Below are 22,585 nucleotides of genomic sequence, written 5' to 3' on the forward strand. Positions count from 1 at the left end.
AAGTAGTTTGTTTAATTGCTCAAACAGTAATCTAGTATTATTTTAACAGAGTATATGATGAAACAATCGAAAATAAATAATAATTTGTAACTTTATCCAATTTCAATCGTATAGAAATATGTGTTAAATAAGGATAGAAAGAAGGGCGAAAATGACTCAATATGCTCTAGAAGTTCACAACCTTACAAAGAAAATAGGGAAAAAATTGATTGTTAAAAACGTAACTTTTCAAATTGAAAAAGGAGAAATTTTTGGTTTACTTGGTCCTAACGGAGCCGGAAAAACAACGATCATTCGGATGATCGTCCACTTAATTAATCGTACAGAAGGAAAAGTAGTGATAAATGGACATGATCTAGATGAATCTTTCAAAGAAGCAATGGGAGAAATAGGGGCCATTGTGGAAAATCCTGAATTCTATAAATATATGAGTGGTATGAAAAACCTAAAGCATTATATGAGAATGGCCACAAAGGATGTTTCAGTTGAAAGGCTTGATGAGGTCATACGTTTGGTCGGTCTGGAACAAGCAATCCATCAGAAAGTAAGAACGTATTCTCTAGGAATGAGACAAAGACTCGGAGTAGCTCAGGCTTTATTACATAGTCCAAGTATTCTCATTCTTGATGAACCGACGAATGGACTTGACCCACAAGGAATAAGAGAATTTCGTGATTATTTAAGATTATTAGTGAATCAAGGTATTTCTGTATTGGTCTCCTCCCATTTGCTCTCAGAAATGGAACTGATGTGTGATCGGTTTGCCATTATAGAAAAAGGTAAGCTAACTCATATCTCCCGAATGAATGAAACAGTCCATCTAGGCAGTCAAACAAAACAACATGTGATGTTTGAGGTTGATAACACTGAACAGGCCTTTAATCTACTAGTAAATCAAAATTTGGGTGAAGAAAGAAAGGTGGAAGCGGGTTTTATCTATTCATCTATGGATCGGGAGACAGTTGCTAAGGCGAATCAGCTATTTGTCTCGAACGGATTACAAGTGTATGAAATTTCTTATTTAAAAGCATCGCTTGAAGATCGCTTCCTTGAGATTACAAATAAAGAAAAAAAGGAGCAATCGATATGATCGGACTTATTCAAAATGAAATGATAAAAATCTTCGAGAAACGGGCAAGCTGGATTTATATTGCAATACTAATTGTTGCAATGGTGATTGGTGGATTTATTTATCAAAGAGTAAATGGAGAGGCAGATGAAAATTGGCGTGAAAATTTAGAAGCACAGAATGCGCAGTATAAACAAGAAATAGAGCAAACTCCCGCCGATCAAGATCCAACCTGGCTAGAAGATCAAATCAAGCAAAATGAAAGATTTCTTGAGAAAAATATAAATCCAACGGCAAAAACCAATTGGCATTTTATGAACGATGTCGTAATAGGCGTAACAACACTTGTCACCTTGTTTTCTGTTATTGTAGCAAGTGCGGTCGTCGCTGCTGAGTTTTCAGATGGCACAATTAAACAGCTGCTCATAAGACCGCATAAAAGATGGAAGATCTTATTGTCAAAATATGTTGCGGTTTTAATATATGCAGTTATTTTAATGGCCACATTAATTGTCTCAGGATTCATTGTAGGGGTTTTATTTTTTGGTCTAGGAGACTTTCAGACACCATTTTTCGAATATACGCTAGATGGGCAAAAAGAGGCCGTACTTGGTACGCAGTTTCTCTTAAAAACAGTCTATTTTCTTCCTAGCTTGCTTATGATTACTACGATTTCCTTTATGTTGTCCACTCTCTTTAAAAGTCAGGCTGTAGCTGTAGGGATAGGAATTTTTGTTCTATTTGTTTCAACTACATTAGGTGGACTTATTATCATGCTTGCTGAAGAGTATACTTGGGCAAAGTTTCTTATTTTTCCTCATCTAGACTTAACCGTGTTTGCCCTCCAAGATAAGATTTTGCAAAATATTACCTTAGCTGGTTCCCTATTCATTCTTACCGTATATTATATTGTGTTTATGATTGCGACGTTTGTTTATTTTCAAAAACGTGATGTGAGTATTTAAATCCTACAAAACAAGGAGAGAGGTAGAAATAGCTACCTCTTTTCTTTTTGTGATAAAGTAGGTGTAGCATTTCTTAACGAAAGAGAGTGTTATAGAAAAATGACAAAAAAACTATATTATGAAAATGTGTATCAATCCACTTTTGTAGCAACTGTTACGAAAAGTGAAGACGATTATATTGTACTAAGTGAGACCGCCTTTTATCCTTCTGGTGGAGGGCAACCAAGCGATACGGGAACGATTAACGGAAAAGTAGTTTCGAATGTGGAAGAAGTAAATGGAGAAATTCGACATTATATAAATGACTCCATTTCTGTTGGTTCTAAAGTTGAGGGAATTATAGATTGGGAAAGAAGATTTGATCACATGCAGCAGCATGCTGGACAGCATATCCTAACTGCCGCATTTGTAGAATTATATGGTTATGAAACCATCAGTTTTCATCTTGGGTCAGAAAAAGTAACAATTGATCTCAATGTAGAGAATATCTCTTCTACAGAGCTGGAAAAAGTCGAGCAATTAGCTAATCAAATCATTCTAGAACATAGAAAAATAGAGACTAAATGGGTTTCAAAAGAGGAAGTAAGCGAATATCCGTTACGGAAAACCCTTTCAGTTGAAGAAAATATCCGCTTAGTAATCATTCCAGAATTTGATTATAACGGCTGTGGAGGTACTCATCCACAAAATACAGGTGAAGTTCAAGCCATTACTATCTTGGGTACTGAACGACAAAAGAAAAAGACAAGGGTCGAGTTTGTATGTGGTCACCGTGTTCGAAAGCAGATTCATGATAAGACAACTGTTGTATCAAAGTTAACAAGTCTCTTACATGCACCTCAAAATGAACTAGAGACTGCTGCCCTCCGACTCATTGATAGAAATAAAACACTTGAAAAAGAAATAAAGGTTTTACAAGAAACTATTTTACAGTTTGAAGCTCAGGATTTATTAAAAGAAACAACAAAAGTTGCGCACCATAGAGTCGTTCAAGCTACTTTTGCAGATAAGGGCCTCCAAGAGCTACAAACCATTGCTCGATATGTTTTGGCTATTGACCCTGAAGTCAATGTCCTTTTCGTTTCAGCGATAAATGGGAAACTTCAATTTGTGTGTCAAAGAGAAGAGTCGGCTATCAATATGAAGAATCTTGCTCAATCGATATTGCCAGTGATAAATGGAAGGGGAGGAGGAAATGAAAAACAGGCACAAGGAGGTGGAGAGGCTAAAACGATAACTTCTGATGCACTCCTTACAATGCTTTTACATCAATTGAAGTGAATGAGATTCCAGTAAGCTCTAAAGGTTACGATAATATTATTATGTAAACTAATAAACGTGAGGGATTTGCCTTGAATGAAGATTTACTCCAAAAAGCAGAAGAATTTATCAATCTTTGCTATTTAGAACTAGAAAAGGATCATGTTACCTTGTTAGCAAGATTGGAAGAAGTAAAAAGTTCGATTCGTAAGACGGGAACATATGAACATACATATGAAGAACTTTCCCATGGGGCAAAGATGGCATGGAGAAATAGTAATAAATGTATTGGACGTTTGTTTTGGGAGTCTTTGATTGTTAAAGATTGTCGTCATTTACATCAATCCGATGAGATCATCCATGCACTTTTCGAACATATCAAATTTGCGACAAACAATGGTCATATTAGACCGACCATTTCTATTTTCAAACAGGAAACAAAGGAACATTCCATACGGATTTGGAACCACCAGCTTGTTCGATATGCTGGATATGATACACAGCACGGATTGATTGGAGACCCTCACTCTATTCCATTTACAAAGGTGTGTGAAGAGCTAGGGTGGGAGGGGAACCATACAAATTTTGACCTTTTACCTCTAGTGGTTCAAGTAAATCATGAAAAACCAAATTGGAAAACTATCCCTCCGAGTCTAGTTCTTGAGGTCAATCTTTCACATCCGGAATATGAATGGTTTGAAGAACTAGAATTAAAGTGGTATGGTGTACCGATGATTGCTGATATGCGTCTTGAAATTGGTGGAATACAATACACGGCTGCCCCTTTTAATGGCTGGTATATGGGAACAGAAATAGGGGCTAGAAATTTAGCGGATGAAGACCGATATAATGTGTTGCCTTTAGTTGCTGATCACATGAAATTAGATTTGTCTAGAAATAGTAGTCTTTGGAAGGATCGAGCGCTACTTGAAGTGAATCGAGCGGTTCTATATTCCTATAAAAAGGCTGGAGTAAGTATTGTTGACCATCATACCGCTGCGGCTCAGTTTAAGTTGTTTGAAGAAAGAGAGAAAGAAAAAAGCCGGAAATTAACAGGCAATTGGACTTGGTTGATACCCCCTGTTTCTCCCGCATTAACCCATATTTTTCACCAGCAATATGACAATAGCATTCAATTGCCAAATTATTTTTATCAAGTGGCTCCTTACGAAAAGAAATAGATTTTGTCTATTTCTTTTTAATTAAAATAAAACGCTTCCATATCAAAAGAACTATTGTTAATATAGGTATAAAGTACAACCTATAAATGGGGGAGCAATCATGAATATCACTGTTCGAAAAAAAATTATAGGTAGTTTTGTTATTGTTTTATTCATGTTAGTAGTTGTAGCAAGTGCTGGGATTTTTCAACTTTATTCAGTAAACAATACGTATCAATCATTCTTAAAAGAAGAAGTAGGTCAAAAGCTAGAAGTGAAAAATCTCCAAGAGCAAATGATTAGAAAATCAGCAGCCGTTCGGAGCTTCCTACTCACTGGAGAAGCTGACTATATTACAGAATACGATGAGGCAGTAAAGAGCTTTGATAACTCTATGAAGAAATTAAAAACAACAATCACTGATAAGGAGTTATTAAATACGTTAACTGCTCTTGAGGAAATGTCAAAAAATGATTCGAAGTTTGCTCAAGACCAAATACAAATGAAGAAAGACAATGATGAATTAGGTTATTTAATTCTAGCAAAATCAACTGCACAAACGTTAGGTATGCAGTTTAATGCAAAAGTAAATGAACTTCTATCTATTCAGGAAAAACATTTAGACCATGCGAGTAGCTTGACCACAAAAAAAATAGATGGAATTGTCACAATAATGATTGTAATAAGTGTATCTGCGATTCTTGTGGCATTAGCACTAGCGACAATTATAAGTCTACAGATTGCAAAACCAATTGTTTATGCATCTAAAGCTATTGAGAAGGTTGCGAGCGGAGACCTTTCTATTGATGAGATACAAGTGAAAAATAAAGATGAAATAGGGGCAATGATACAGTCTGTCAACTTAATGGTTTCTGGATTAAGAGAAGTAGTTGTTCAAGTTAGAGATTCATCAGCTCAAGTTGCAGCTAGTAGTGAACAACTAAGTACAAGTGCGCAGGACAGTACTCAAGCAAGTGAACAAATTTCTCATATTGTTGAACAAAACTCAGAGGGTATGGATCTGCAACTACAACATTTAACCAAAATTCACACATTGATTGAAGAGATGTCTAGCAATATAAATTTAATTACAAAAAGTAGTGAAAAAATGCTCGTCACAGCTGATAATACGTTTCAAGTTACAGATCAAGGAGCATTATCTATCGAAAAAGTTGTTAACCAAATGAATCTTATCAATGATGGAGTTTTGAATGCTTCAGAAATCATTCGTCAGTTAGGGAGACGCTCGAATGAAATTACTTCTATCCTTAATATGATTACCACTGTTGCAGATCAGACGAATTTGCTAGCCTTAAATGCCGCAATTGAAGCTGCAAGAGCAGGTGAACATGGCAAGGGATTTGCTGTAGTTGCTGACGAAGTAAGAAAGCTCGCGGAGGAATCAAAAAAATCAGCCGATCAAATTACAAAAATGATTTCTTATATCCAATCTGAGACGGATCTAGCCGTTTCAGCAATGGAAGAACAGTCTCACAAAGTATCTGAAGGATTCGAATATAGTCAGGATGCAAAGAAAGCGTTTGCTCTTATTGGAGAGTCAATGGGAGACGTAATTGAAAAGGTATCAGACGTTTCATGTGCCATCGAGCTACTAAGTATGCATAGTTCAAATGTCGTACAAGCAATTGACGATGTAAAAGGAATCGCAGAAGAAAGCGTTGCAACAACTAGAGAAGTAGCAGCCGGAACAGAAGAAAACGTTGCTACCCTCCAAGAAGTAACCGCAAGTGCTCAAGACCTATCAGGAATGGCCGAAACCTTACAACAGCTAGTTCGCCGATTTAAAATATAAACATGAAAAGCATCTAGTTCCAACTAGATGCTTTTCTATTTAATTTTATATGATATAATGAAAACGAAATTATAACTACATACGAAGAAACCACAAGGGGAGCGTCATGCTGAGAGTGAACGTTTGTTCTGACCCTTTGAACCTGTTAGATAATTCTAGCGCAGGGATGTGGACTGACTGAATTTTTCGTGCAATCATGTCTATCTACGCTCTCCTTGAGGTTTCCAAAAAGGGGAGATTTTTTATATGGGAAACAAACGATTAATCATGATGATTGAAGCATCTTTTTTTGCAGCCTTTGCATTAATTCTAGACCTTCTTCCATCGATCAAGCTATCGCCTAATATTTCCATTTCATTTGCGATGCTACCTATTTTAATTATTGCCTTTAGATGGGGATTCGTTGCTGCAACCGCTTCTGGCTTTTTATGGGGACTATTACAAATTGCCATGGGTGATGCCTATATTCTAACTCCGCTACAGGGCTTCATTGAGTATTTTCTGGCCTTTGCGTTTATTGGATTTGCAGGTTTCTTTATGAAAAAAATTCAGGTAGCACTTACTGAAAATAAAAAGAAAGCCCTTCAATGGATGATAGTTGCCACATTCGTCGGAAGTGCGGCTCGTTATTTTTGGCATTTTATCGCGGGATTTTTATTCTGGGGAGAATATGCACCGGATGGGATGTCTCCATTCTTATTTTCACTAGGCGTGAATGGTGGTACAATGATTGGGGCAGCCATCTATTGTTCCGTTATTTTATTCTTATTAGTGTCTAGCTCACCAAGATTTCTTCTCCACAAAAGGGTTTCCTCTTCAGAGACCATGAAAAAAATATCGTAATCTAACACTCGTCCAATGTTTTGGACGAGTTTTTTGTATGGTTTTTCCTCAATGAGACAAACTATCCCAAGAACTAACATTAAAATGGAGGATTTTATGAAAAAAACTTCATTTATCATTTTTTTGGTCATCTTTACACTGTTCCCTCATCATGGGCATGGCCAGGAAGTGAAAAAGGCAGCTATTATTATTGACGATTTTGGCGGTGGTGTGGGAGGTGTAAAGGATTTTCTAGAAGGTGATGTGAGAATAACGGCGGCTATTATGCCTTTTAATGAACTTTCTAAAAAGCATGCAGAATGGGCATATGAAAATGGCTTAGAGATTATGGTACATTTGCCTATGCAGCCAAAAAAGGGAAAGGCCTCTTGGTTAGGGCCGAAGCCAATAACGAATGACTTATCAAAGGAAGAAGTAAGAAAGAGAGTCATTGATGCTATCGATAGTGTTCCTCATGCTATGGGATTAAATAATCATATGGGCTCGCTTGTCGTTGAAAATGAGGAGATTGTCAGAATTATTGTCGAAGTAGCAAAGGAAAAGCAGCTATATATTGTAGATAGTGCAACAAGTCCAAAATCAAAATTTGAGGAAATCACTGAGGAATTAAATGTACCTTTTATTAAGCGAGACGTGTTTTTGGATGATATCTGTTCTGTGAATCAGGTCAAAAAACAAATGCTTATCCTTGCAAGGATTGCGGAGAGCAGGGGAACCGCTGTTGCAATTGGACATGTTGGTACATCAGGTAAGGTATGCTCGTTAGGTGTTACTGAGTCAATGACTGAATTTAAGCAGAAGCATATAAAGGTCGTCCCGGTATCCGAACTGTTATCTGATTCCATTCGATCAAAGTATTTTCATCTATATTAAAATTGGCTGTCCAGTGGGTGGGATCCTCCCATTCATTGGACAGCCTTGTTTTTTATTGATACATGCTTGGAACTTGATTAAGTTCAACATTCACATCGTCTGAAGTATACAAAAGTATGGATACGGAACCCCCTCTCACTTTTGAACGTATTAAGATAGGATGCTTATAGTTGTTCATAAAAACAAAGTCAGGCCCATACCAACTGACTGTTGCATCGCGACCTGGAGGAACATAAGGGACACGTTTGGAGTGAGAATATCGTTTCACGATTTTTAACCCTGCTCGATCCACAGCATTAAAGAGTGTAGAAGACACTTGGCAAATACCTCCGCCGACCCCCTCAGAAAGCTCACCTCGAACAATAATAGGAGCTGGCGTATATCCACGTTCTTTTGTCCGTTGACCAACCACCTCATTGAACGAAAAGGTCTGACCTGGAAATAGGACGTAGTTATTTATCGCTTCGGATGATATTCTTATATTATTTGTTCTTGAGGTATTGTAGCTATTGAAATAAGTGACATAATATCCGATCGCTTGTTGTCGAATTCTTGACAATAACTCACTATCTACCTCTGGGAAAATGGATTTTTTAGGTACTTTAAGCGTTTTAGCACCTTTACTATAAAAATAGGAGTGATATAGGGTATGAAATGCTCTCTTATCGAGTTGATATCCCAGCTGCTCTGGCTGTAAATTTCCATGTTCATCAAGAAAAGCATTTTTCGGCTCTATGTATACTTGTTGGGAAAGTTCAGCAGTTAAGATGTCAAGATGATGCAAGTCCATAAGAGGAGTATTGGGAAGAGGAAAAACTAGTTCTTCACGATCTACACTCATTATGGGTTGATCATTATCAATCAATGTAAGTACATCGTGATTGGCTGGTTGTTGAATAAGCATGAGAATAGATAAAAGTCCAGTTAATTTCAATCGTATCATCCTTCCACTTAGGTACCATGAGTATTATTCCAAGTTCATGATTTCCTTATGCGGGGATTAAGAAATGAAAAAGACTGGGAATTCCCAGTCTTTTGATTAAGCTTTTTCAGTTGTTTCTTGCTTTTGTTTAGGCCAGCTCTCTACCCCTTTTAATCCAGGGATACTATCTTCAAAAAACACAGGGTCAAGACCTTGCTTACGTTGTTCAAGGTAATTATCAAGTGTTTTAAAAGCAATATTACCAAGTAAACCAATGGCAATAAGGTTTGTAAAGGACATAATGGCCATTGCTAAGTCAGCCAAATCCCAAACAATTTGTAAGCTTGCAACAGCACCGAAAATGACCATTCCAACAGCTAGAATTCGGAAAATAATTAAGGTAGCTTTACTTTTATGAACAAATTCTATATTTGCTTCCCCATAGTAGTAGTTCCCAATAATTGAAGAAAATGCAAACATAAAAATGGCAAAGGTTAAGAAGAGACTTGCCCAACTTCCAAAATGTTCACCTAAAGATGCTTGTGTCAGTTCAATACCTTGAAGACCTGTCGTATAAGAGTCAGACAGTAAGATAATAAATGCTGTAGCTGTACAAACTACAAGAGTATCAAAGAACACACCTAGTGCTTGAACAAACCCTTGCTTTGCAGGGTGAGACACAACTGCAGTCGCAGCAGCATTTGGTGCACTACCCATACCAGCTTCATTTGAGAATAACCCTCTTTTTACACCCATCATAATCGCAGCACCCATGCCACCACCAATTGCTTGGTCGATCCCAAATGCATTTTTAACAATAAGTGCTAAAACGCCTGGTACTTCCTGAATATTCGTAATGATAATGTATGCGGCTAAAATAATATAAAAGAATGCCATAATCGGTACGATAACAGACGAAAACTTTGCGACACGTTGTACTCCGCCAAATATAATTACGGCCGTTAAAATGGCTAATACGATGCCTACAAGTAATCCATCAAAACCAAATGAACTGTTAAAAGAAGCAGCAATAACATTACTTTGAACAGCAATGAATGTTAATCCAAAAGAAAATATGATACCAAAGGCAAATACTTTACTAAGTCCAACGGAACCGAGTTGTTTTCTCATATAATAAGCTGGGCCGCCTTTAAATCCGGCTCCATCTTTTACTTTATAGATTTGTGCCAAAGTACTTTCAACAAACGCGCTAGCGCCACCTAAAATGGCAACCATCCACATCCAGAAAACAGCACCAGGACCACCAACTGCTATAGCCATTGCTACCCCAGCAATATTTCCTGTACCAATTCTTGTAGCAGCACCGATAAAAAATGCTTGTAGGGAGGTAACCCCTTTTCCACCCGATACATTTGTATTTTTATCTTTTAGTACGCGAAACATTTCCCCGATTTTTACGATCTGGACAAAGCGCATTCTTATGGTGAAATAAATGCCCAAGCCTAATAACAAGCCAATTAAAATATATGACCAAAAGATATTATTTGCTTGTCCGACAATTGTTTGAATCCATTCCATTGATTATCCTCCTGATGTCGAAATTTGAGTTTTTATGCACATTAGTTGAATTATCTAGAAATTCTTCTTATATGTCAATTGATATTTTTGTCTATGGATATGAAAACATATAAAAAAGACGTTACATGAACGTCTTTACTTGGTATTTTCTACTTCCTTTAGTATTTTCACCTGAATTTTAGATACTCTAAGTTCATCCAATTGGGTTGCAGTAAACTGTACACCATTAAATGAAATAGAGGGTTGCTCATTATGCTCAGGAAATCTTCCTAATTCCCCAATGAAAAAACCACTCAATGTTTCATATTGGTCTAAAGGTAGATCGAGTTTTAACACTTCTTCCACATCATCTAAACTAGTGGTTCCTAAGATGGTATATTCATCATCATTTACTTTAAGTATTTCAATTTCTTCTTCTTCATTCTCATCATATTCATCAAAAATATTACCCACAATTTCCTCGAGTAGGTCCTCAACGGTGACAATTCCGTCAGTTCCCCCATATTCATCTAGTACAATGGCCATATGTGTTTTATTCTTTTGTAGCTCTTTAAACACATCATCCGTCCGCATCGAACCAATCACGTAAAATGGCGGACGAATAATTTTTTTCATTTCAAAAGGACGGTTATCTTCATGCTCCATAAATTCAATTAAGTCTTTTACATGAAAGATACCAATAATCGTATCCATATCTTCTTCGTATACAGGGAATCTCGTATACTTTTCTTCATTTACAATGCGTACAACATCCTTTATGTTTGCATCAGCAGGAATACCAGCAATATTAGTACGATGAGTCATAATATCAGTAACATAAGTATTATCAAAGGCAAAAATATTGTTTATCATAACGCTTTCCGCCTCTTGAATGGTCCCTCTTTCCTTGCCGATATCGAGCATTAGTTTGATTTCTTCTTCAGTTGCATCCTCATCCTCTGCATGTGGGTCTACACCAAAAAGACGAACAACAATATTGGTTGATCCAGTGAGTAATTTCACAAACGGCGCAGAAATCTTTGACAAGGTGGTAAGCGGAATTACTGCAATCATCGAAATAGCTTCTGCTTTTTTCATTGCCAAACGTTTTGGGACTAATTCTCCAAATACGAGAGTAAAGTAGGACAAAATGATCGTAATGACAAAAACAGAGACGGTACCAAGCATTCTTTCTGATAATGGTACCCCTAAAGCAAGTAGCAGTTGAGTGAAGTCACTAGCAAAGTTCTCAGCAGCAAACGCACTCGCTAAAAACCCAGCTAATGTGATGCCAATTTGTATCGTTGCCAAAAAACGACTTGGTTCACTTAATAGCTGATGGAGCATCTTAGCCTTCTTATGTCCTTCATCAGCCATGACTTTAATTTTATTATCATTTAAGGAAATGAGTGCAATTTCTGAAGCTGCGAAAAAGGCATTTAATAAAATTAACACGATTAAAATAACGAGTTCAATGGTCAAAACAAAATCATCCTTTTAAGATATTTTCTACTTCTATGTATAAAGTATTCTTCTTTCGCATGTATAAAATACCGCTCTATTCTAATATATGAAATGAAAAAATAACTGTAAAGGAAAATACTTTTAATTATAAACAAGTATTAGAATTATTTTGGTAATCGAAATTCTAACAATAAAAAAGTGAAAACATTGTCTTATTTTGCTGTTCTTTCATATATAAGTAGTAAGGAGGTGATAAATAATATGGTGAAAATATTTTTGGATCCTGGTCATGGTGGCTCAGATCCTGGTGCAACTGGTAATGGACTCCAAGAAAAAAATATAACTCTAAGTATAGCTTCTACCATTCGTAATTTTCTTATCAATGAATACGAAAATGTTGAAGTTCAGATGAGTCGAACGGGAGACCAGACCGTGAGTTTAACTTCCCGAACAAATGCAGCTAACACCTGGGGAGCTGACTTCTACCTCTCGATTCACGTAAATGCAGGTGGGGGAACTGGCTTTGAGAGTTATGTTTACCCTAATGTAGGAGTTCCTACAACTACCTATCGTCAAGCTATTCACGAGGAAGTGCTTAAAACGGTAAACTTCTCTAATAGAGGACAAAAGCAAGCTGATTTTCATGTGCTTAGGGAAACCAATATGGATGCGGTCCTCACAGAAAATGGGTTTATTGATAATACTTCAGATGCAGAAAAGTTACGAAGTCCATCTTTTATTACAAGCTTAGCAAGGGGTCATACAAACGGGTTGGCAAGGGCGTATAACCTAAGAAGAAAAACGACACCTGCTCTATCTCCTGGACAAGGCGTATATCGTGTCCAAATAGGAGCATTCCGAACAAGAGAAAATGCTGAAGCGCTAGCCGAAAGAGCTATATCGAAAGGGTTCGAGACCTATGCGTACCAAGAGGATGGGTTATTCAAAGTCCAGATTGGAGCATTTGCTGATAGAAGTAGAGCTGAAGAGTTAGCAAGTAGGGCAGAAAGAGAAGGCTTTGATGCATATGTTCATCTAGGATGAAGCCGCAGCACTTCTAAAAGGAGTGCTTTTCTTTTTATGGACAAGTTTGGTGGCCGAGTAAGCAACGGTTTTCGCATAGAATGTATTTTTTATGAGTATACATAGAAGAAAAAGTTGAATTTGTTGCTGTAAGGGAGGGGAATCGGTGAATAATGAGGTCGTGCAATATTACGTTGTGAACGAGGACTTAAAACTGTCTCCTGGGAAACTTGCCTCACAAATTGCCCATGCTGCTACTATATCCACCATAAATATGGTCAGCTCCAAGCAAGCTAGGTTTCCTGATTACTTTGAATACTATGTAGAATGGTACCAATCAGGCATGAAGAAAATGATATTAAGGGGCAGTGAAAACGAGCTAGAAACGTTGGTGGAAAGCGGTTTTTATGCGGTTCATGAAAAAGGAGTCACTGAAGTGATTAATGGAAAGTTATCGGTCGTTGCATTACCACCAATGCCTAGACTGTTAAGTAAAAGATTCGTTAGCCAGTTTAAAAGGTATTGATATAAATGAACGGACGTCTCAAAAACTGCTTGCTTGCTAATTAAGTCAGCAGTTTTTTCCTTTAGTTGAGAAAATTGTGAAAAGATATTGCTGGATAAGAAGGATTACAGCAAAGTTTGTGGAATAATATACGGAATATTAAGACAATATGAAATAACTCCTTCTCTTTCTGTATATATTTAATAGTAAGAATAGAATAAGGAGGAGAAAAATATGGGAAAGATACTGAATACGTGGTCATTTTTCATGGTATTACTTTCTTGTGGACTCGTATTTGTTCTCTCTACTAATATAATTACTTCTTACTTTATCCAGTGGGTTGGAATTCATCCGTTAAAAATGATTTATTATTTTACAATGATTGTATTTTTTGTTGGCATCATTGGTTTTTCAGGTGTTACTAATTGGAAAGGGGCGATAAGAAGTGTTGTTACCGTAGGCCTAGCTGCATTTATTATCATTTTTTTGGCCTATATAATTTATGTTGGCAATTTACCTGAGTAAAAAGGAGGGGACAACAATTGCGTGACGTTGAATTAAAGGCGATTTTTGACCATCACATTGCACAAAAATATTTGACTAGATCAGGCATTTCCCATGCGATTGCTGTCGCTTATCATTCCTTTCACTTAGCAAAGAAACACTCAGTACCTGTTGATTTAGCAGCAAAAGCTGGGTTGCTGCATGATATTGGACACTTCACTTGGTATAAAAATGGGAAGTGGGATTATGAAATGTATAAAAAATACGATATCCATCCAATAAAAGGGGCTGAACGCGCTCATAAATTATTAATTCGCCTCGGTGAAAACCCCGCGTCAGCAAAGGTCATTTCTCATGCCATTTTATTTCATACCGATTCGTTTCTACCAACAAATACAATCATTAGAACTCCCTTACAAGAAATCGTAAAAAAGGCGGATGAAATGGATGAGGAAGAAGGGGGATTACATCATTATCGAACCATTTCAAATGAAAGGGCAAGAAAGAGTTTAAAAAGATTAGATCACATGATTGATATCGAGTTAAATGGGGGATAAAGCACTTTTCTATTACAGAAAAGTGTTTTTTTTTGCCGGAAAACCGATTATGACATCAACTGTTACAAAATCGCCACAAATCAAAAAACGTTGTTATATCAACGTTTATAAGGGTCGAAATACCTTGTGAATGCCGAAAAATAGCCCTCTAAGGGAATTTTCTGAGGTGGGTAAGGAAATCCCCCGATACGTTCAACTGAGATCAAGACATAAAATGAGAGTAACTTAAATGGTGATTTTTCAAGGAGGAGCTAAAAAATGCAAGGAGAACTTTCAGCAAATAAAAAAGCAACACATTCAATCGATCGTGCGTTTGCTTCTAAGTTTGCCAAATCTATGTTTTTAAGTGTATGCGGACTAGCGATTTTATCATTTATTGGAACGAGAATGTTTACTCATATCGACTTAAATTTATACGGATACATGGTTGGGACGATTGTTTTCTTAGGAGGATTCTTTTATCGATTTATCGCTTGGGGAGAACGACCACCAACAAAAATCTTCATAAAAAAGGGATTAAAACTTTTGTTTCGAAAGTCAACCCCTATGACGACTACAGAGCACCTAGTCACCTATCGTTTTATTTGGAATCGTGGGATCTATCGTTGGACTCAACATATTTTAATGGGTTGGGGTTGTGTAATCGCAGCATTCGTTACCTTCCCATTAGTGTTTGGCTGGATGTACTTTACGATGGAAGAGAACGGATATTATACGGTCGTTGGAATGGGAATTGACATCATGACAATTAAAGCAGACGGTGCTTTAGGATACCTTTTCTATAACGCTTTAAATATATCTGCAGTTATGGTAATCACAGGTGTTTGCATGATTATTTACAGACGCTTGAAAAACATGCAAGCACGTGCAGAACAAACAGTTGTTTACGACTTTTTGCCATTATATTTACTACTTTTTGTTAGTATCACAGGTATTGCATTGACGTTTATCAATATGTTTTTACACGGCTGGGGACATTCGGTCATGTCATTAATTCATCAATATTCCGTAATTGTTACTTTAATATATTTACCATTTGGAAAATTAGCACATATTCCTTTCCGCCCAGTAAGTATTTTTGCTAGAAACTACCGCGAGCATTATGCTGAGCAGTCGATGAAACATTGTAAGGTTTGTGGTGAGGGATTTGTATCAACAGAACAATCAAATGATGTCGTCCATGTACTAGGCGTGAACCATATGGAATTTAAAAAGGAAGACTTTCATCTTGCGGAATTATGTCTTCCATGTCGGAGAAAGTACCGTATCGCTCAGTTCTCTGGCTTCCCTACACATGAAGTGAAAGTTAAGGAGGCAAACCAGAATGCAAAGGGATAAATTTTTTAAAGAAGTAAAGAACTTACATCATCCAAATGAGAAACTAGTGAAAACTCACTGTAGTTATTGCGGGATGCAATGTGGGATGAATTTACGTGTGAATACAAAAACAAACAAAATTATTGGCGTAGAGCCTCGTTATGAATGGCCCGTAACAGTTGGGAAAATGTGCCCGAAAGGTGTGACAGCTTACCAGCAAACGAATCATGATGATCGTATTTTACGACCGCTAATTCGTGATAATCAAGCATTAAAAGGAACAAAAGAAGGTTTCCGTGAGGCAAGTTGGGAAGAAGCATACAATTTAATCGTAAAGAAATTCCAAGAATTACAGAACGATTACGGAAAAGATAGTCTTTCAGTCTTCAGCGGCGTTTCAATGACAAATGAGAAATGCTATTTAACTGGAAAGTTTGCTCGTGTGGGTCTTGGTACCAGATACATCGATTATAATGGCCGCTTCTGTATGGCAAGTGCAGCTGGTGGATTTATGAGATCTCTTGGGGTCGATCGTGGTTCAACGATTCCTTGGACGGATATACATGAAACAGATTGTTTATTAATTGCAGGTAGTAATACGGCTGAATGTCATCCAACCTCTATGTTCCGCATTTGGAATGTCCAAGAAAGAGGAGGATACATCATTGTGGTTGACCCACGTGAAACACCAATTGCAAGAAGAGCGGATCTTCATTTGGATCTTCGTCCAGGTACAGACCTTGCCCTTGCAAATGGAATTCTCCATCAATTAATCGAAATGGGACATATTGATGAACAATTTGTGAACAATCACACAAATGGATTTGAAGAAACAAAGGAAGTAGTGAAGGAGTTTACTCCAGAATATACAAGTGAAATTACAGGTGTTGCTCCAGAGAAAATTATCAGGGCAGCCGAGATTTATGGAAAAGCGCCGAATGCAGTAGTAATGTTTGCTCGTGGTATAGAACAGCAGCATAAAGGTGTTGACAATGTTTCCGCGTATACAAATTTAGCTCTCGTAACGGGCAAGATTGGTCGTCCAAAATCAGGCGTAGCCACTTTTACTGGTCAAGGTAATGGGCAAGGAGGACGTGAGCACGGACAAAAGGCTGATGCACTTCCTGGGTATCGTAAAATTGCCAATCCAGATCATGTTCGTGAAGTTAGTAAAGTATGGGGAATCAAGCCGGAAGAGATGCCGCAAGCAGGTGTGTCAGCGTACGAGATGTTTGAGTTGATGACAGATAAAACGATTAGAGGACTTTACCTATTATGTTCAAACCCTGCAGTTAGTGCTCCTAATCTTAATTATGTACGAAACGCCTTAAAAAATCTCGATTTTATGGTTGTTGCAGATTTTTATCTTTCTGAATCAGCAGAATTTGCCGATGTCATTCTTCCAACAACCACTTGGTCTGAGGATGAGGGAACTGTCACCAATATCGAAGGTCGTATCATTAAAATTAATAAAGCCCAAGAGCCTGTGGGCGAATCTAAACCAGACTGGGAAATTCAAGTTGAGCTTGCTGAAAGACTTGGAAGAGGGCAATACTTCAGACATTTAAAAACAGCAAAAGATATCGGAGACGAATTCCGCTTAGCGTCTAAAGGTGGTTACGCAGACTATTATGGAGCGACATGGGATAAGATCGAGAAGCAAGATGGAGTGTTTTGGCCTTGTAAAGATGAGGATGATAAGGGAACACCACATATGTTCTTAGACAAAAAGTTTTATCATCCAGATGGAAAAGCCAAGATTTGTGCACTTCCATACCGACCACCAGCAGAAGAGCCATGTGAAGAATATCCATTACGTTTAACAACTGGACGCGTGGTGTACCATTACCTATCCGGAAATCAAACGAGAAGAATTCAATTTTTACGTGATATGTGTCCAGAACCTTATGTTGAGGTGCATCCGGATACCGCCTCTAAATATGACATTCAGCATGAAGAAGTGGTCCGACTGTTCACTCGTCGTGGAACAGCTGATTATAAAGTGAAAATAACCGAAGCTATTCGAAAAGATACGGTGTTCGTACCATATCACTTTGGTCACGATCAATCTATTAATCTCCTTACCATTGCAGCACTTGATCCGATGTCAAGAATGCCAGAGTTTAAGGCATGTGCAGCGCAAATTGAAAAACTAGAAATAAAGAAGGTGCAATAAATGAAGAAGAGGCTCTATCTAGAATTAGAAAACTGTATCGGCTGCCGCTCTTGTTTGGCTGCCTGTACGCAGTGCGGAGGACATGAAGAGAAAAACAGAAACTATGTATATGATGTGAATCCTCTTGTAAACCGTCAGACGATGCCTCTCATGTGCCTTCATTGTGTAAATCCGGCATGTGCAAGAAGCTGTCCTGCTCAGGCGATCCAAATCCATGAAACGGGAGCGGTATTGTCTGCATTGGTAGAAAAATGTATTGGCTGTCAAAACTGTACGATCGCTTGTCCATATGGAATTCCAAAATTTGATACAGAACAAAATCTCATGTACAAATGCGATTTGTGTATTGACCGGACAAAGGATGGAATACCACCCATGTGTGCAAGTGTTTGTCCATCAAATACACTGCAGTGGCTAACGGATGATGAGATCGAAGCAAAGCAAAAGCAGTTCAATTTAGATAATGGTAAATGGGTGACAAGTATGCCGTATCTTGAAGGCGAAACAAATGTACGAGTGAATCTCCCTGGTATTTTACAGGGAGTAACAAAGTTATTTTAGGAGGGATTATCATGACACATAAAAATAATAAAATCCCCTTTAACGAAGATAATTATACCCACAATATCAATCGGAACAATGAAAGAAAGCTAGACCGTCGAGGGTTTATGAAGACATTGGTAGGGGCAGCTGGTGTATTTGCCGTATCATCTCTCCCTTGGGGTGGGGTTGCAGCGAAGGAGTTAATGGGACTAGGAAACAAGGAATATCCGCACAAAAAGATTGTTGATATAAAAAGTATTCCAGTTGGCCATTCTGTTGATTTTAAGTTCCCTGGTGAACATGACGATGCCATATTAATTCGGTTAACCGAAACAAAATATGTTGCTTATCAAAACGCATGTACTCACCTGCGCTGTCCAGTATTTTGGGAAAAGGAAAAAGGAGAGATGCTTTGTCCTTGCCATCATGGGAAATTTGATGTTGAAACAGGCGCACCAACTGCAGGACCTCCTCGTAGACCATTACCTGAAATTGAAGTAATAGTAGAGAAAGACGCAGTATATGCAGTGAAGGTGAAACGTTATGAAGTTTAATTTCAATTTTGCTGCCTTGTTAGTCATTCTTATGTTAAATATCGTATTTACACAAAAAATGGTGCACCAGTATTATTTTGAAAACTATGTAACGGCAATCATTTATTGTGTCTTAAATCTAATCTTATTCCCTATAGCATTTCTAATTTACAAACAAGATCAAAAGAAGGCGTGATTGACAATGAATTCTGAAACCTACTTAGACTTCTGTTTTGTAAGAGAGCATGTTGGAGAATTCTCTAATCTCATTGATCAGTTGTTAACGGATTTGTTTAAAGGAATGCGTGTGAATTGGTATCTTGATGAAAAAGTAACTGAAGGTGCAGATGTAGTTATTGCTGAGATAAAAGGAATGACTCGTTTTCAGTCAGAAGAAGAAGTTATTGAGCATATTGAGACACACGCACAAGAAGACTTCTGGTCTTATCTTCAAGGTTATAAGATGTTTGTTTATCCTAATGGGAAAGGATGTGGAAGCAGCTGTGCAGGGCATTAATCTTGAGGATCTAAAAATCTTTGTCAATCAAACAGTTGAGCTTTCTATCCAGGACTATTCTGGGGAAGAACAGGCAGCACCGTTTATAAAAAAATCACTAGTAAAAGTGGGACTATGTCCTGACGAAACACATGTGAGAATCTATTTTGACGACAGAAATTTCTTTGCTATACCTGGATCTTCTCAAGTAACTGTTAGTGAAAAGGAATGGGTAGCGTTTGATGAAGCTAGTAAACTATATTATGTAATAAGAAAGGTTTGATAAACATGAGTAAAGGAAGAATCACTCAATGGAATCCGGAAGATGAACAATTTTGGAAAAAAGAAGGGAAAAGACACGCTAAAAGAAACTTATTAATCTCCGTTCCATCGTTAATGATGGCATTTGTTGTATGGCAAATATGGTCGGTTGTTGCAGTACGCTTAAATGATGTAGGATTTAATTTTACGCCTGAACAGCTGTTTACTCTTGCTGCAATGCCAGGACTAGTTGGTGCAACACTGAGATTTATTTATACTTTTGCAGTTGGTAAATTTGGCGGAAGAAACTGGACCGTATTTTCTACAGCTATTTTAGCTATTCCAGCAGTTGGGATTGGTTTTGCTGTACAAAATCCTGACACACCATATACCACTATGCTCATCCTTGCTGCTTTATGTGGACTTGGTGGAGGTAACTTCTCCTCTTCTTCAGCTAATATGAGTTTCTTCTTTCCGAAAAAAGAAAAAGGAACAGCACTTGGTATTAACGGTGGACTAGGAAATATGGGTGTATCAGTTGTTCAATTCGTGACTCCTCTCATTATTGCATCTGGTACATTTGCTTTAGTTGGTGGAAGTCAAACATTGCCAACAGGTGAAAGTGTTTGGATTCAAAATGCAGCTTTCATTTGGGTCATTCCGATTGCAATTTTAACGATTGCTGCTTGGTTTGGGATGGATAATATTCCAACGGCAACTCAATCGGTGAAGGATCAATTTATTATCGTTAAGCGTAAGCACACTTGGATTATGACTGTTTTATATGTTGCTACTTTCGGTTCCTTTATTGGGTATTCAGCAGCATTTCCTTTACTACTAAAATCTCAATTCCCAGAACATGTTGGTTTAGCCTTCCTAGGAGCATTTTTAGCAGCAGCAGCAAGACCTATTGGTGGCTGGATTTCTGATAAATTAGGTGGAGCTCTTGTCACTGCCTGGGTTCTTGTAGTTATGGCAATTGGAGCAGCAGGAGTAATCTACTTTACAAATGACAAAATGTTTACAGGATTCCTTGCATCATTCCTAGTTCTATTTATTGCGGCAGGTTTAGGATCTGGTTCGACATTCCAGATGATTCCAGATATCTTCCCTGTAAAAGAAGCAGCACCAGTTCTAGGATTCACCGCTGCATTCGCAGCATATGGTTCATTCTTTATACCAAAGCTTTTCGGTTGGTCAGTTAATCAGTTTGGAACACCAGTAAATGCCTTTTATTTCTTTATCGCTTTCTATGTAATTTCCATTGTATTAAACTGGTTCTACTATCAACGTTCTACTGTAAGCACAAAACCTTCGAAAAATGTAGCATAAAAACAAGGCATATGCCCCATCATTTGTTTTCAAATAATGATGGGGTATGTGTCTATCTATATTTAAAGGGTAGGGGGAGGTTCTTTATGAAAAATTCACCGACTAAAAATCAAATTAGCTCATACATTATCCAATCACAAGAAGAAGAAATTAAACGTATCGCACTTGAGCTTCATGAAGGTGTTGGGCAAACCCTCTATAGTATGTATACTGGTCTCCAATTTATTGAACAGGCCATAAACGGTTCAAATATGAAATCATATGTGAATGAAATGAGTCAATTACTTGAAAAGACGATTCAGGAAATCCGTCTTTTGTCAGTAGAGCTTCATCCTCCTACGTTAACAACACTTGGGTTAGTACCAGCAATAAAAAGCTATTTACGGATGTTTACATCGACTTACGGAATATTAGTCGATCTCGATATTGAGGGACAGGAACCGAATTTAGCAGAACCTCAAAAAATAACCCTTTTTCGAGTATGTCAAGAGGCGCTAGGGAATGTAGCAAAATATGCGGACACTCATTTTGTGCAGTTAGACTTCTCATTTGGTGATAACAAATTATCCATAACAATTAAGGACAATGGGAAAGGTTTTAACGTTGAAAATGAAATGCAGCGTTCTAGTGGATTGGCTGCTATGAAAGAGCGTATGAATTTAATTGGGGGCCAATGCGTGATAACTTCTGAAATAGGGGTAGGGACTACAATTGATGTTCTTTTACCGCTATAATAAAAGGATATAAGGATTATGTTCCTTTTTAGAAGTCATGGGGGGGCTTACCTTGATTAAAATTATATTATGTGATGATCATGCTGTCGTTAGAATGGGATTAAAAATGTTATTAAGTAACCATCCAGAGATGGAAGTGGTAGGGGAGGCGTCAGAGGGGAACGAAGGTATTCAGTTAGCCCAAGAGCTAAAGCCAGATGTAGTCGTAATGGACTTAAGCATGCCACACGGCAAGGATGGGTTATCAGCTACATCGGAGCTAAAAAAGCTAATGCCAAATGTACAAATCCTAATTTTAACGATGCATGATGATGAAGAGTATTTATTTCGGGCGATTCAAGCGGGTGCTTCAGGATGTATTTTGAAAAGTGCACCACATGATGAATTGTTAGGTGCCATAAAAATGGTGGCAAAAGGTGATGCTTACCTTCATCCATCTGCCACGAAAAGGCTAATGGAAGAGTATATTGACAGCGTAAAACAAGGAAATCAAGATACTTTTAGTCTTCTATCTGATAGAGAAAGAGAAGTCTTAACTCTAATTGCAAAGGGTTATGCCAATAAAGAAATTGCTGAAAAGCTAGTCATTTCTGTTAAAACAGTTGAAACACATAAGGGAAATCTTATGGAAAAGCTTCAAATGAAAACTAGACCTGAGCTAGTTGCATTTGCACTAAAAAAAGGCTTGCTCGGCTATGGCATGTAAAGGATGTATTC

At 37.6% G+C, this 22,585-nt stretch carries 24 protein-coding genes and 1 riboswitch; of the genes, 21 read left to right on the top strand and 3 right to left on the bottom strand.

What is annotated here, in order from left to right:
- Positions 1–151: 151 nt before the first annotated feature.
- The 7 genes from ACRX5O_RS10705 to ACRX5O_RS10735 all read left to right on the top strand — a co-directional run bounded on the left by ACRX5O_RS10705 (position 152) and on the right by ACRX5O_RS10735 (position 7,983).
- The gene (locus tag ACRX5O_RS10705) at positions 152–1,090 is read left to right on the top strand and encodes an ABC transporter ATP-binding protein (protein ID WP_433905944.1); all 939 of its coding nucleotides are present in this window, start codon (positions 152–154) and stop codon (positions 1,088–1,090) included.
- The gene (locus tag ACRX5O_RS10710) at positions 1,087–2,034 is read left to right on the top strand and encodes a DUF2705 family protein (RefSeq protein WP_433905945.1); all 948 of its coding nucleotides are present in this window, start codon (positions 1,087–1,089) and stop codon (positions 2,032–2,034) included. Before ACRX5O_RS10705 ends, ACRX5O_RS10710 begins: the two co-directional genes overlap by 4 nt.
- 99 nt (positions 2,035–2,133) lie before the next feature.
- Positions 2,134–3,315: an alanyl-tRNA editing protein gene (locus tag ACRX5O_RS10715; RefSeq protein ID WP_433905946.1), complete on the top strand. Its 1,182-nt coding sequence runs from the start codon at positions 2,134–2,136 to the stop codon at positions 3,313–3,315.
- A gap of 71 nt (positions 3,316–3,386) precedes the next feature.
- Positions 3,387–4,475: a nitric oxide synthase oxygenase gene (locus tag ACRX5O_RS10720; protein WP_433905947.1), complete on the top strand. Its 1,089-nt coding sequence runs from the start codon at positions 3,387–3,389 to the stop codon at positions 4,473–4,475.
- A gap of 100 nt (positions 4,476–4,575) precedes the next feature.
- On the top strand, positions 4,576–6,267 hold the full coding sequence (locus tag ACRX5O_RS10725; protein ID WP_433905948.1) for a methyl-accepting chemotaxis protein: 1,692 nt from the start codon (positions 4,576–4,578) through the stop codon (positions 6,265–6,267).
- A gap of 85 nt (positions 6,268–6,352) precedes the next feature.
- Positions 6,353–6,451, top strand: a riboswitch (TPP riboswitch).
- 62 nt (positions 6,452–6,513) lie between these two features.
- The gene (gene thiT, locus ACRX5O_RS10730) at positions 6,514–7,110 is read left to right on the top strand and encodes an energy-coupled thiamine transporter ThiT (RefSeq protein ID WP_433905949.1); all 597 of its coding nucleotides are present in this window, start codon (positions 6,514–6,516) and stop codon (positions 7,108–7,110) included.
- A 96-nt stretch (positions 7,111–7,206) separates the two neighbouring features.
- Positions 7,207–7,983, top strand: coding sequence for a divergent polysaccharide deacetylase family protein (locus tag ACRX5O_RS10735; RefSeq protein WP_433905950.1), 777 nt, complete (start codon positions 7,207–7,209; stop codon positions 7,981–7,983).
- Between the two features lie 52 nt (positions 7,984–8,035).
- Here ACRX5O_RS10735 and ACRX5O_RS10740 read toward each other — a convergent pair whose 3' ends face one another.
- The 3 genes from ACRX5O_RS10740 to ACRX5O_RS10750 all read right to left on the bottom strand — a co-directional run bounded on the left by ACRX5O_RS10740 (position 8,036) and on the right by ACRX5O_RS10750 (position 11,905).
- A complete protein-coding gene (locus ACRX5O_RS10740; protein WP_433905951.1) occupies positions 8,036–8,926 on the bottom strand; it encodes a VanW family protein in 891 nt (296 codons plus the stop codon).
- 96 nt (positions 8,927–9,022) lie between these two features.
- Positions 9,023–10,444: an alanine/glycine:cation symporter family protein gene (locus ACRX5O_RS10745; protein WP_433905952.1), complete on the bottom strand. Its 1,422-nt coding sequence runs from the start codon at positions 10,442–10,444 to the stop codon at positions 9,023–9,025.
- Positions 10,445–10,579: 135 nt separating this feature from the next.
- Positions 10,580–11,905, bottom strand: coding sequence for a hemolysin family protein (locus ACRX5O_RS10750; protein WP_433905953.1), 1,326 nt, complete (start codon positions 11,903–11,905; stop codon positions 10,580–10,582).
- A gap of 243 nt (positions 11,906–12,148) precedes the next feature.
- On the opposite strand from ACRX5O_RS10750, the gene ACRX5O_RS10755 reads away from it, so the two are divergent.
- The 14 genes from ACRX5O_RS10755 (at position 12,149) to ACRX5O_RS10820 (ending at position 22,574) form a co-directional block, all read left to right on the top strand.
- Positions 12,149–12,931 (top strand): N-acetylmuramoyl-L-alanine amidase, encoded by a 783-nt coding sequence (locus ACRX5O_RS10755; protein WP_433905954.1) that lies wholly within the window; start codon positions 12,149–12,151, stop codon positions 12,929–12,931.
- 145 nt (positions 12,932–13,076) lie between these two features.
- On the top strand, positions 13,077–13,436 hold the full coding sequence (locus ACRX5O_RS10760) for an aminoacyl-tRNA hydrolase (RefSeq protein WP_433905955.1): 360 nt from the start codon (positions 13,077–13,079) through the stop codon (positions 13,434–13,436).
- 213 nt (positions 13,437–13,649) lie between these two features.
- Positions 13,650–13,940 carry a hypothetical protein gene (locus ACRX5O_RS10765; RefSeq protein ID WP_433905956.1) on the top strand — a complete coding sequence of 97 codons (291 nt, stop codon included), beginning with the start codon at positions 13,650–13,652 and terminating at the stop codon, positions 13,938–13,940.
- 17 nt (positions 13,941–13,957) lie between these two features.
- Positions 13,958–14,476 carry an HD domain-containing protein gene (locus ACRX5O_RS10770; protein ID WP_433905957.1) on the top strand — a complete coding sequence of 173 codons (519 nt, stop codon included), beginning with the start codon at positions 13,958–13,960 and terminating at the stop codon, positions 14,474–14,476.
- Between the two features lie 258 nt (positions 14,477–14,734).
- A complete protein-coding gene (locus tag ACRX5O_RS10775) occupies positions 14,735–15,814 on the top strand; it encodes a hypothetical protein (RefSeq protein WP_433905958.1) in 1,080 nt (359 codons plus the stop codon).
- On the top strand, positions 15,801–17,969 hold the full coding sequence (locus ACRX5O_RS10780; protein WP_433905959.1) for a molybdopterin oxidoreductase family protein: 2,169 nt from the start codon (positions 15,801–15,803) through the stop codon (positions 17,967–17,969). Before ACRX5O_RS10775 ends, ACRX5O_RS10780 begins: the two co-directional genes overlap by 14 nt.
- A complete protein-coding gene (locus tag ACRX5O_RS10785; RefSeq protein WP_066048124.1) occupies positions 17,970–18,530 on the top strand; it encodes a 4Fe-4S dicluster domain-containing protein in 561 nt (186 codons plus the stop codon). It abuts the gene before it with no gap.
- A gap of 11 nt (positions 18,531–18,541) precedes the next feature.
- Positions 18,542–19,066 (top strand): QcrA and Rieske domain-containing protein, encoded by a 525-nt coding sequence (locus ACRX5O_RS10790; RefSeq protein WP_251519380.1) that lies wholly within the window; start codon positions 18,542–18,544, stop codon positions 19,064–19,066.
- Positions 19,056–19,241: a hypothetical protein gene (locus ACRX5O_RS10795; RefSeq protein WP_433905960.1), complete on the top strand. Its 186-nt coding sequence runs from the start codon at positions 19,056–19,058 to the stop codon at positions 19,239–19,241. Before ACRX5O_RS10790 ends, ACRX5O_RS10795 begins: the two co-directional genes overlap by 11 nt.
- A 6-nt stretch (positions 19,242–19,247) precedes the next feature.
- Positions 19,248–19,562 carry a hypothetical protein gene (locus ACRX5O_RS10800; protein ID WP_433905961.1) on the top strand — a complete coding sequence of 105 codons (315 nt, stop codon included), beginning with the start codon at positions 19,248–19,250 and terminating at the stop codon, positions 19,560–19,562.
- Positions 19,537–19,824: a hypothetical protein gene (locus ACRX5O_RS10805; RefSeq protein ID WP_433905962.1), complete on the top strand. Its 288-nt coding sequence runs from the start codon at positions 19,537–19,539 to the stop codon at positions 19,822–19,824. The genes ACRX5O_RS10800 and ACRX5O_RS10805 overlap by 26 nt, the downstream gene beginning before the upstream one ends.
- Before the next feature lie 5 nt (positions 19,825–19,829).
- Positions 19,830–21,134 (top strand): NarK family nitrate/nitrite MFS transporter, encoded by a 1,305-nt coding sequence (locus tag ACRX5O_RS10810; protein ID WP_433905963.1) that lies wholly within the window; start codon positions 19,830–19,832, stop codon positions 21,132–21,134.
- 86 nt (positions 21,135–21,220) lie between these two features.
- Positions 21,221–21,868, top strand: coding sequence for a sensor histidine kinase (locus ACRX5O_RS10815; RefSeq protein WP_433905964.1), 648 nt, complete (start codon positions 21,221–21,223; stop codon positions 21,866–21,868).
- 52 nt (positions 21,869–21,920) lie between these two features.
- On the top strand, positions 21,921–22,574 hold the full coding sequence (locus ACRX5O_RS10820) for a response regulator (protein WP_119708697.1): 654 nt from the start codon (positions 21,921–21,923) through the stop codon (positions 22,572–22,574).
- Positions 22,575–22,585 lie beyond the last annotated feature (11 nt).

The organism is Robertmurraya mesotrionivorans, assembly GCF_050971805.1.
GTDB lineage: Bacteria > Bacillota > Bacilli > Bacillales > Cytobacillaceae > Robertmurraya_A.

Coding starts and splice junctions, on each gene's coding strand:
- ACRX5O_RS10810 (WP_433905963.1), top strand. CDS start 19,830: ATGAGTAAAGGAAGAATCACTCAATGGAATCCGGAAGATGAACAATTT.
- ACRX5O_RS10765 (WP_433905956.1), top strand. CDS start 13,650: ATGGGAAAGATACTGAATACGTGGTCATTTTTCATGGTATTACTTTCT.
- ACRX5O_RS10800 (WP_433905961.1), top strand. CDS start 19,248: ATGAATTCTGAAACCTACTTAGACTTCTGTTTTGTAAGAGAGCATGTT.
- ACRX5O_RS10785 (WP_066048124.1), top strand. CDS start 17,970: ATGAAGAAGAGGCTCTATCTAGAATTAGAAAACTGTATCGGCTGCCGC.
- ACRX5O_RS10755 (WP_433905954.1), top strand. CDS start 12,149: ATGGTGAAAATATTTTTGGATCCTGGTCATGGTGGCTCAGATCCTGGT.
- ACRX5O_RS10745 (WP_433905952.1), bottom strand. CDS start 10,444: ATGGAATGGATTCAAACAATTGTCGGACAAGCAAATAATATCTTTTGG.
- thiT (WP_433905949.1), top strand. CDS start 6,514: ATGGGAAACAAACGATTAATCATGATGATTGAAGCATCTTTTTTTGCA.
- ACRX5O_RS10740 (WP_433905951.1), bottom strand. CDS start 8,926: ATGATACGATTGAAATTAACTGGACTTTTATCTATTCTCATGCTTATT.
- ACRX5O_RS10710 (WP_433905945.1), top strand. CDS start 1,087: ATGATCGGACTTATTCAAAATGAAATGATAAAAATCTTCGAGAAACGG.
- ACRX5O_RS10775 (WP_433905958.1), top strand. CDS start 14,735: ATGCAAGGAGAACTTTCAGCAAATAAAAAAGCAACACATTCAATCGAT.
- ACRX5O_RS10725 (WP_433905948.1), top strand. CDS start 4,576: ATGAATATCACTGTTCGAAAAAAAATTATAGGTAGTTTTGTTATTGTT.
- ACRX5O_RS10705 (WP_433905944.1), top strand. CDS start 152: ATGACTCAATATGCTCTAGAAGTTCACAACCTTACAAAGAAAATAGGG.
- ACRX5O_RS10780 (WP_433905959.1), top strand. CDS start 15,801: ATGCAAAGGGATAAATTTTTTAAAGAAGTAAAGAACTTACATCATCCA.
- ACRX5O_RS10795 (WP_433905960.1), top strand. CDS start 19,056: ATGAAGTTTAATTTCAATTTTGCTGCCTTGTTAGTCATTCTTATGTTA.
- ACRX5O_RS10735 (WP_433905950.1), top strand. CDS start 7,207: ATGAAAAAAACTTCATTTATCATTTTTTTGGTCATCTTTACACTGTTC.
- ACRX5O_RS10715 (WP_433905946.1), top strand. CDS start 2,134: ATGACAAAAAAACTATATTATGAAAATGTGTATCAATCCACTTTTGTA.
- ACRX5O_RS10815 (WP_433905964.1), top strand. CDS start 21,221: ATGAAAAATTCACCGACTAAAAATCAAATTAGCTCATACATTATCCAA.
- ACRX5O_RS10790 (WP_251519380.1), top strand. CDS start 18,542: ATGACACATAAAAATAATAAAATCCCCTTTAACGAAGATAATTATACC.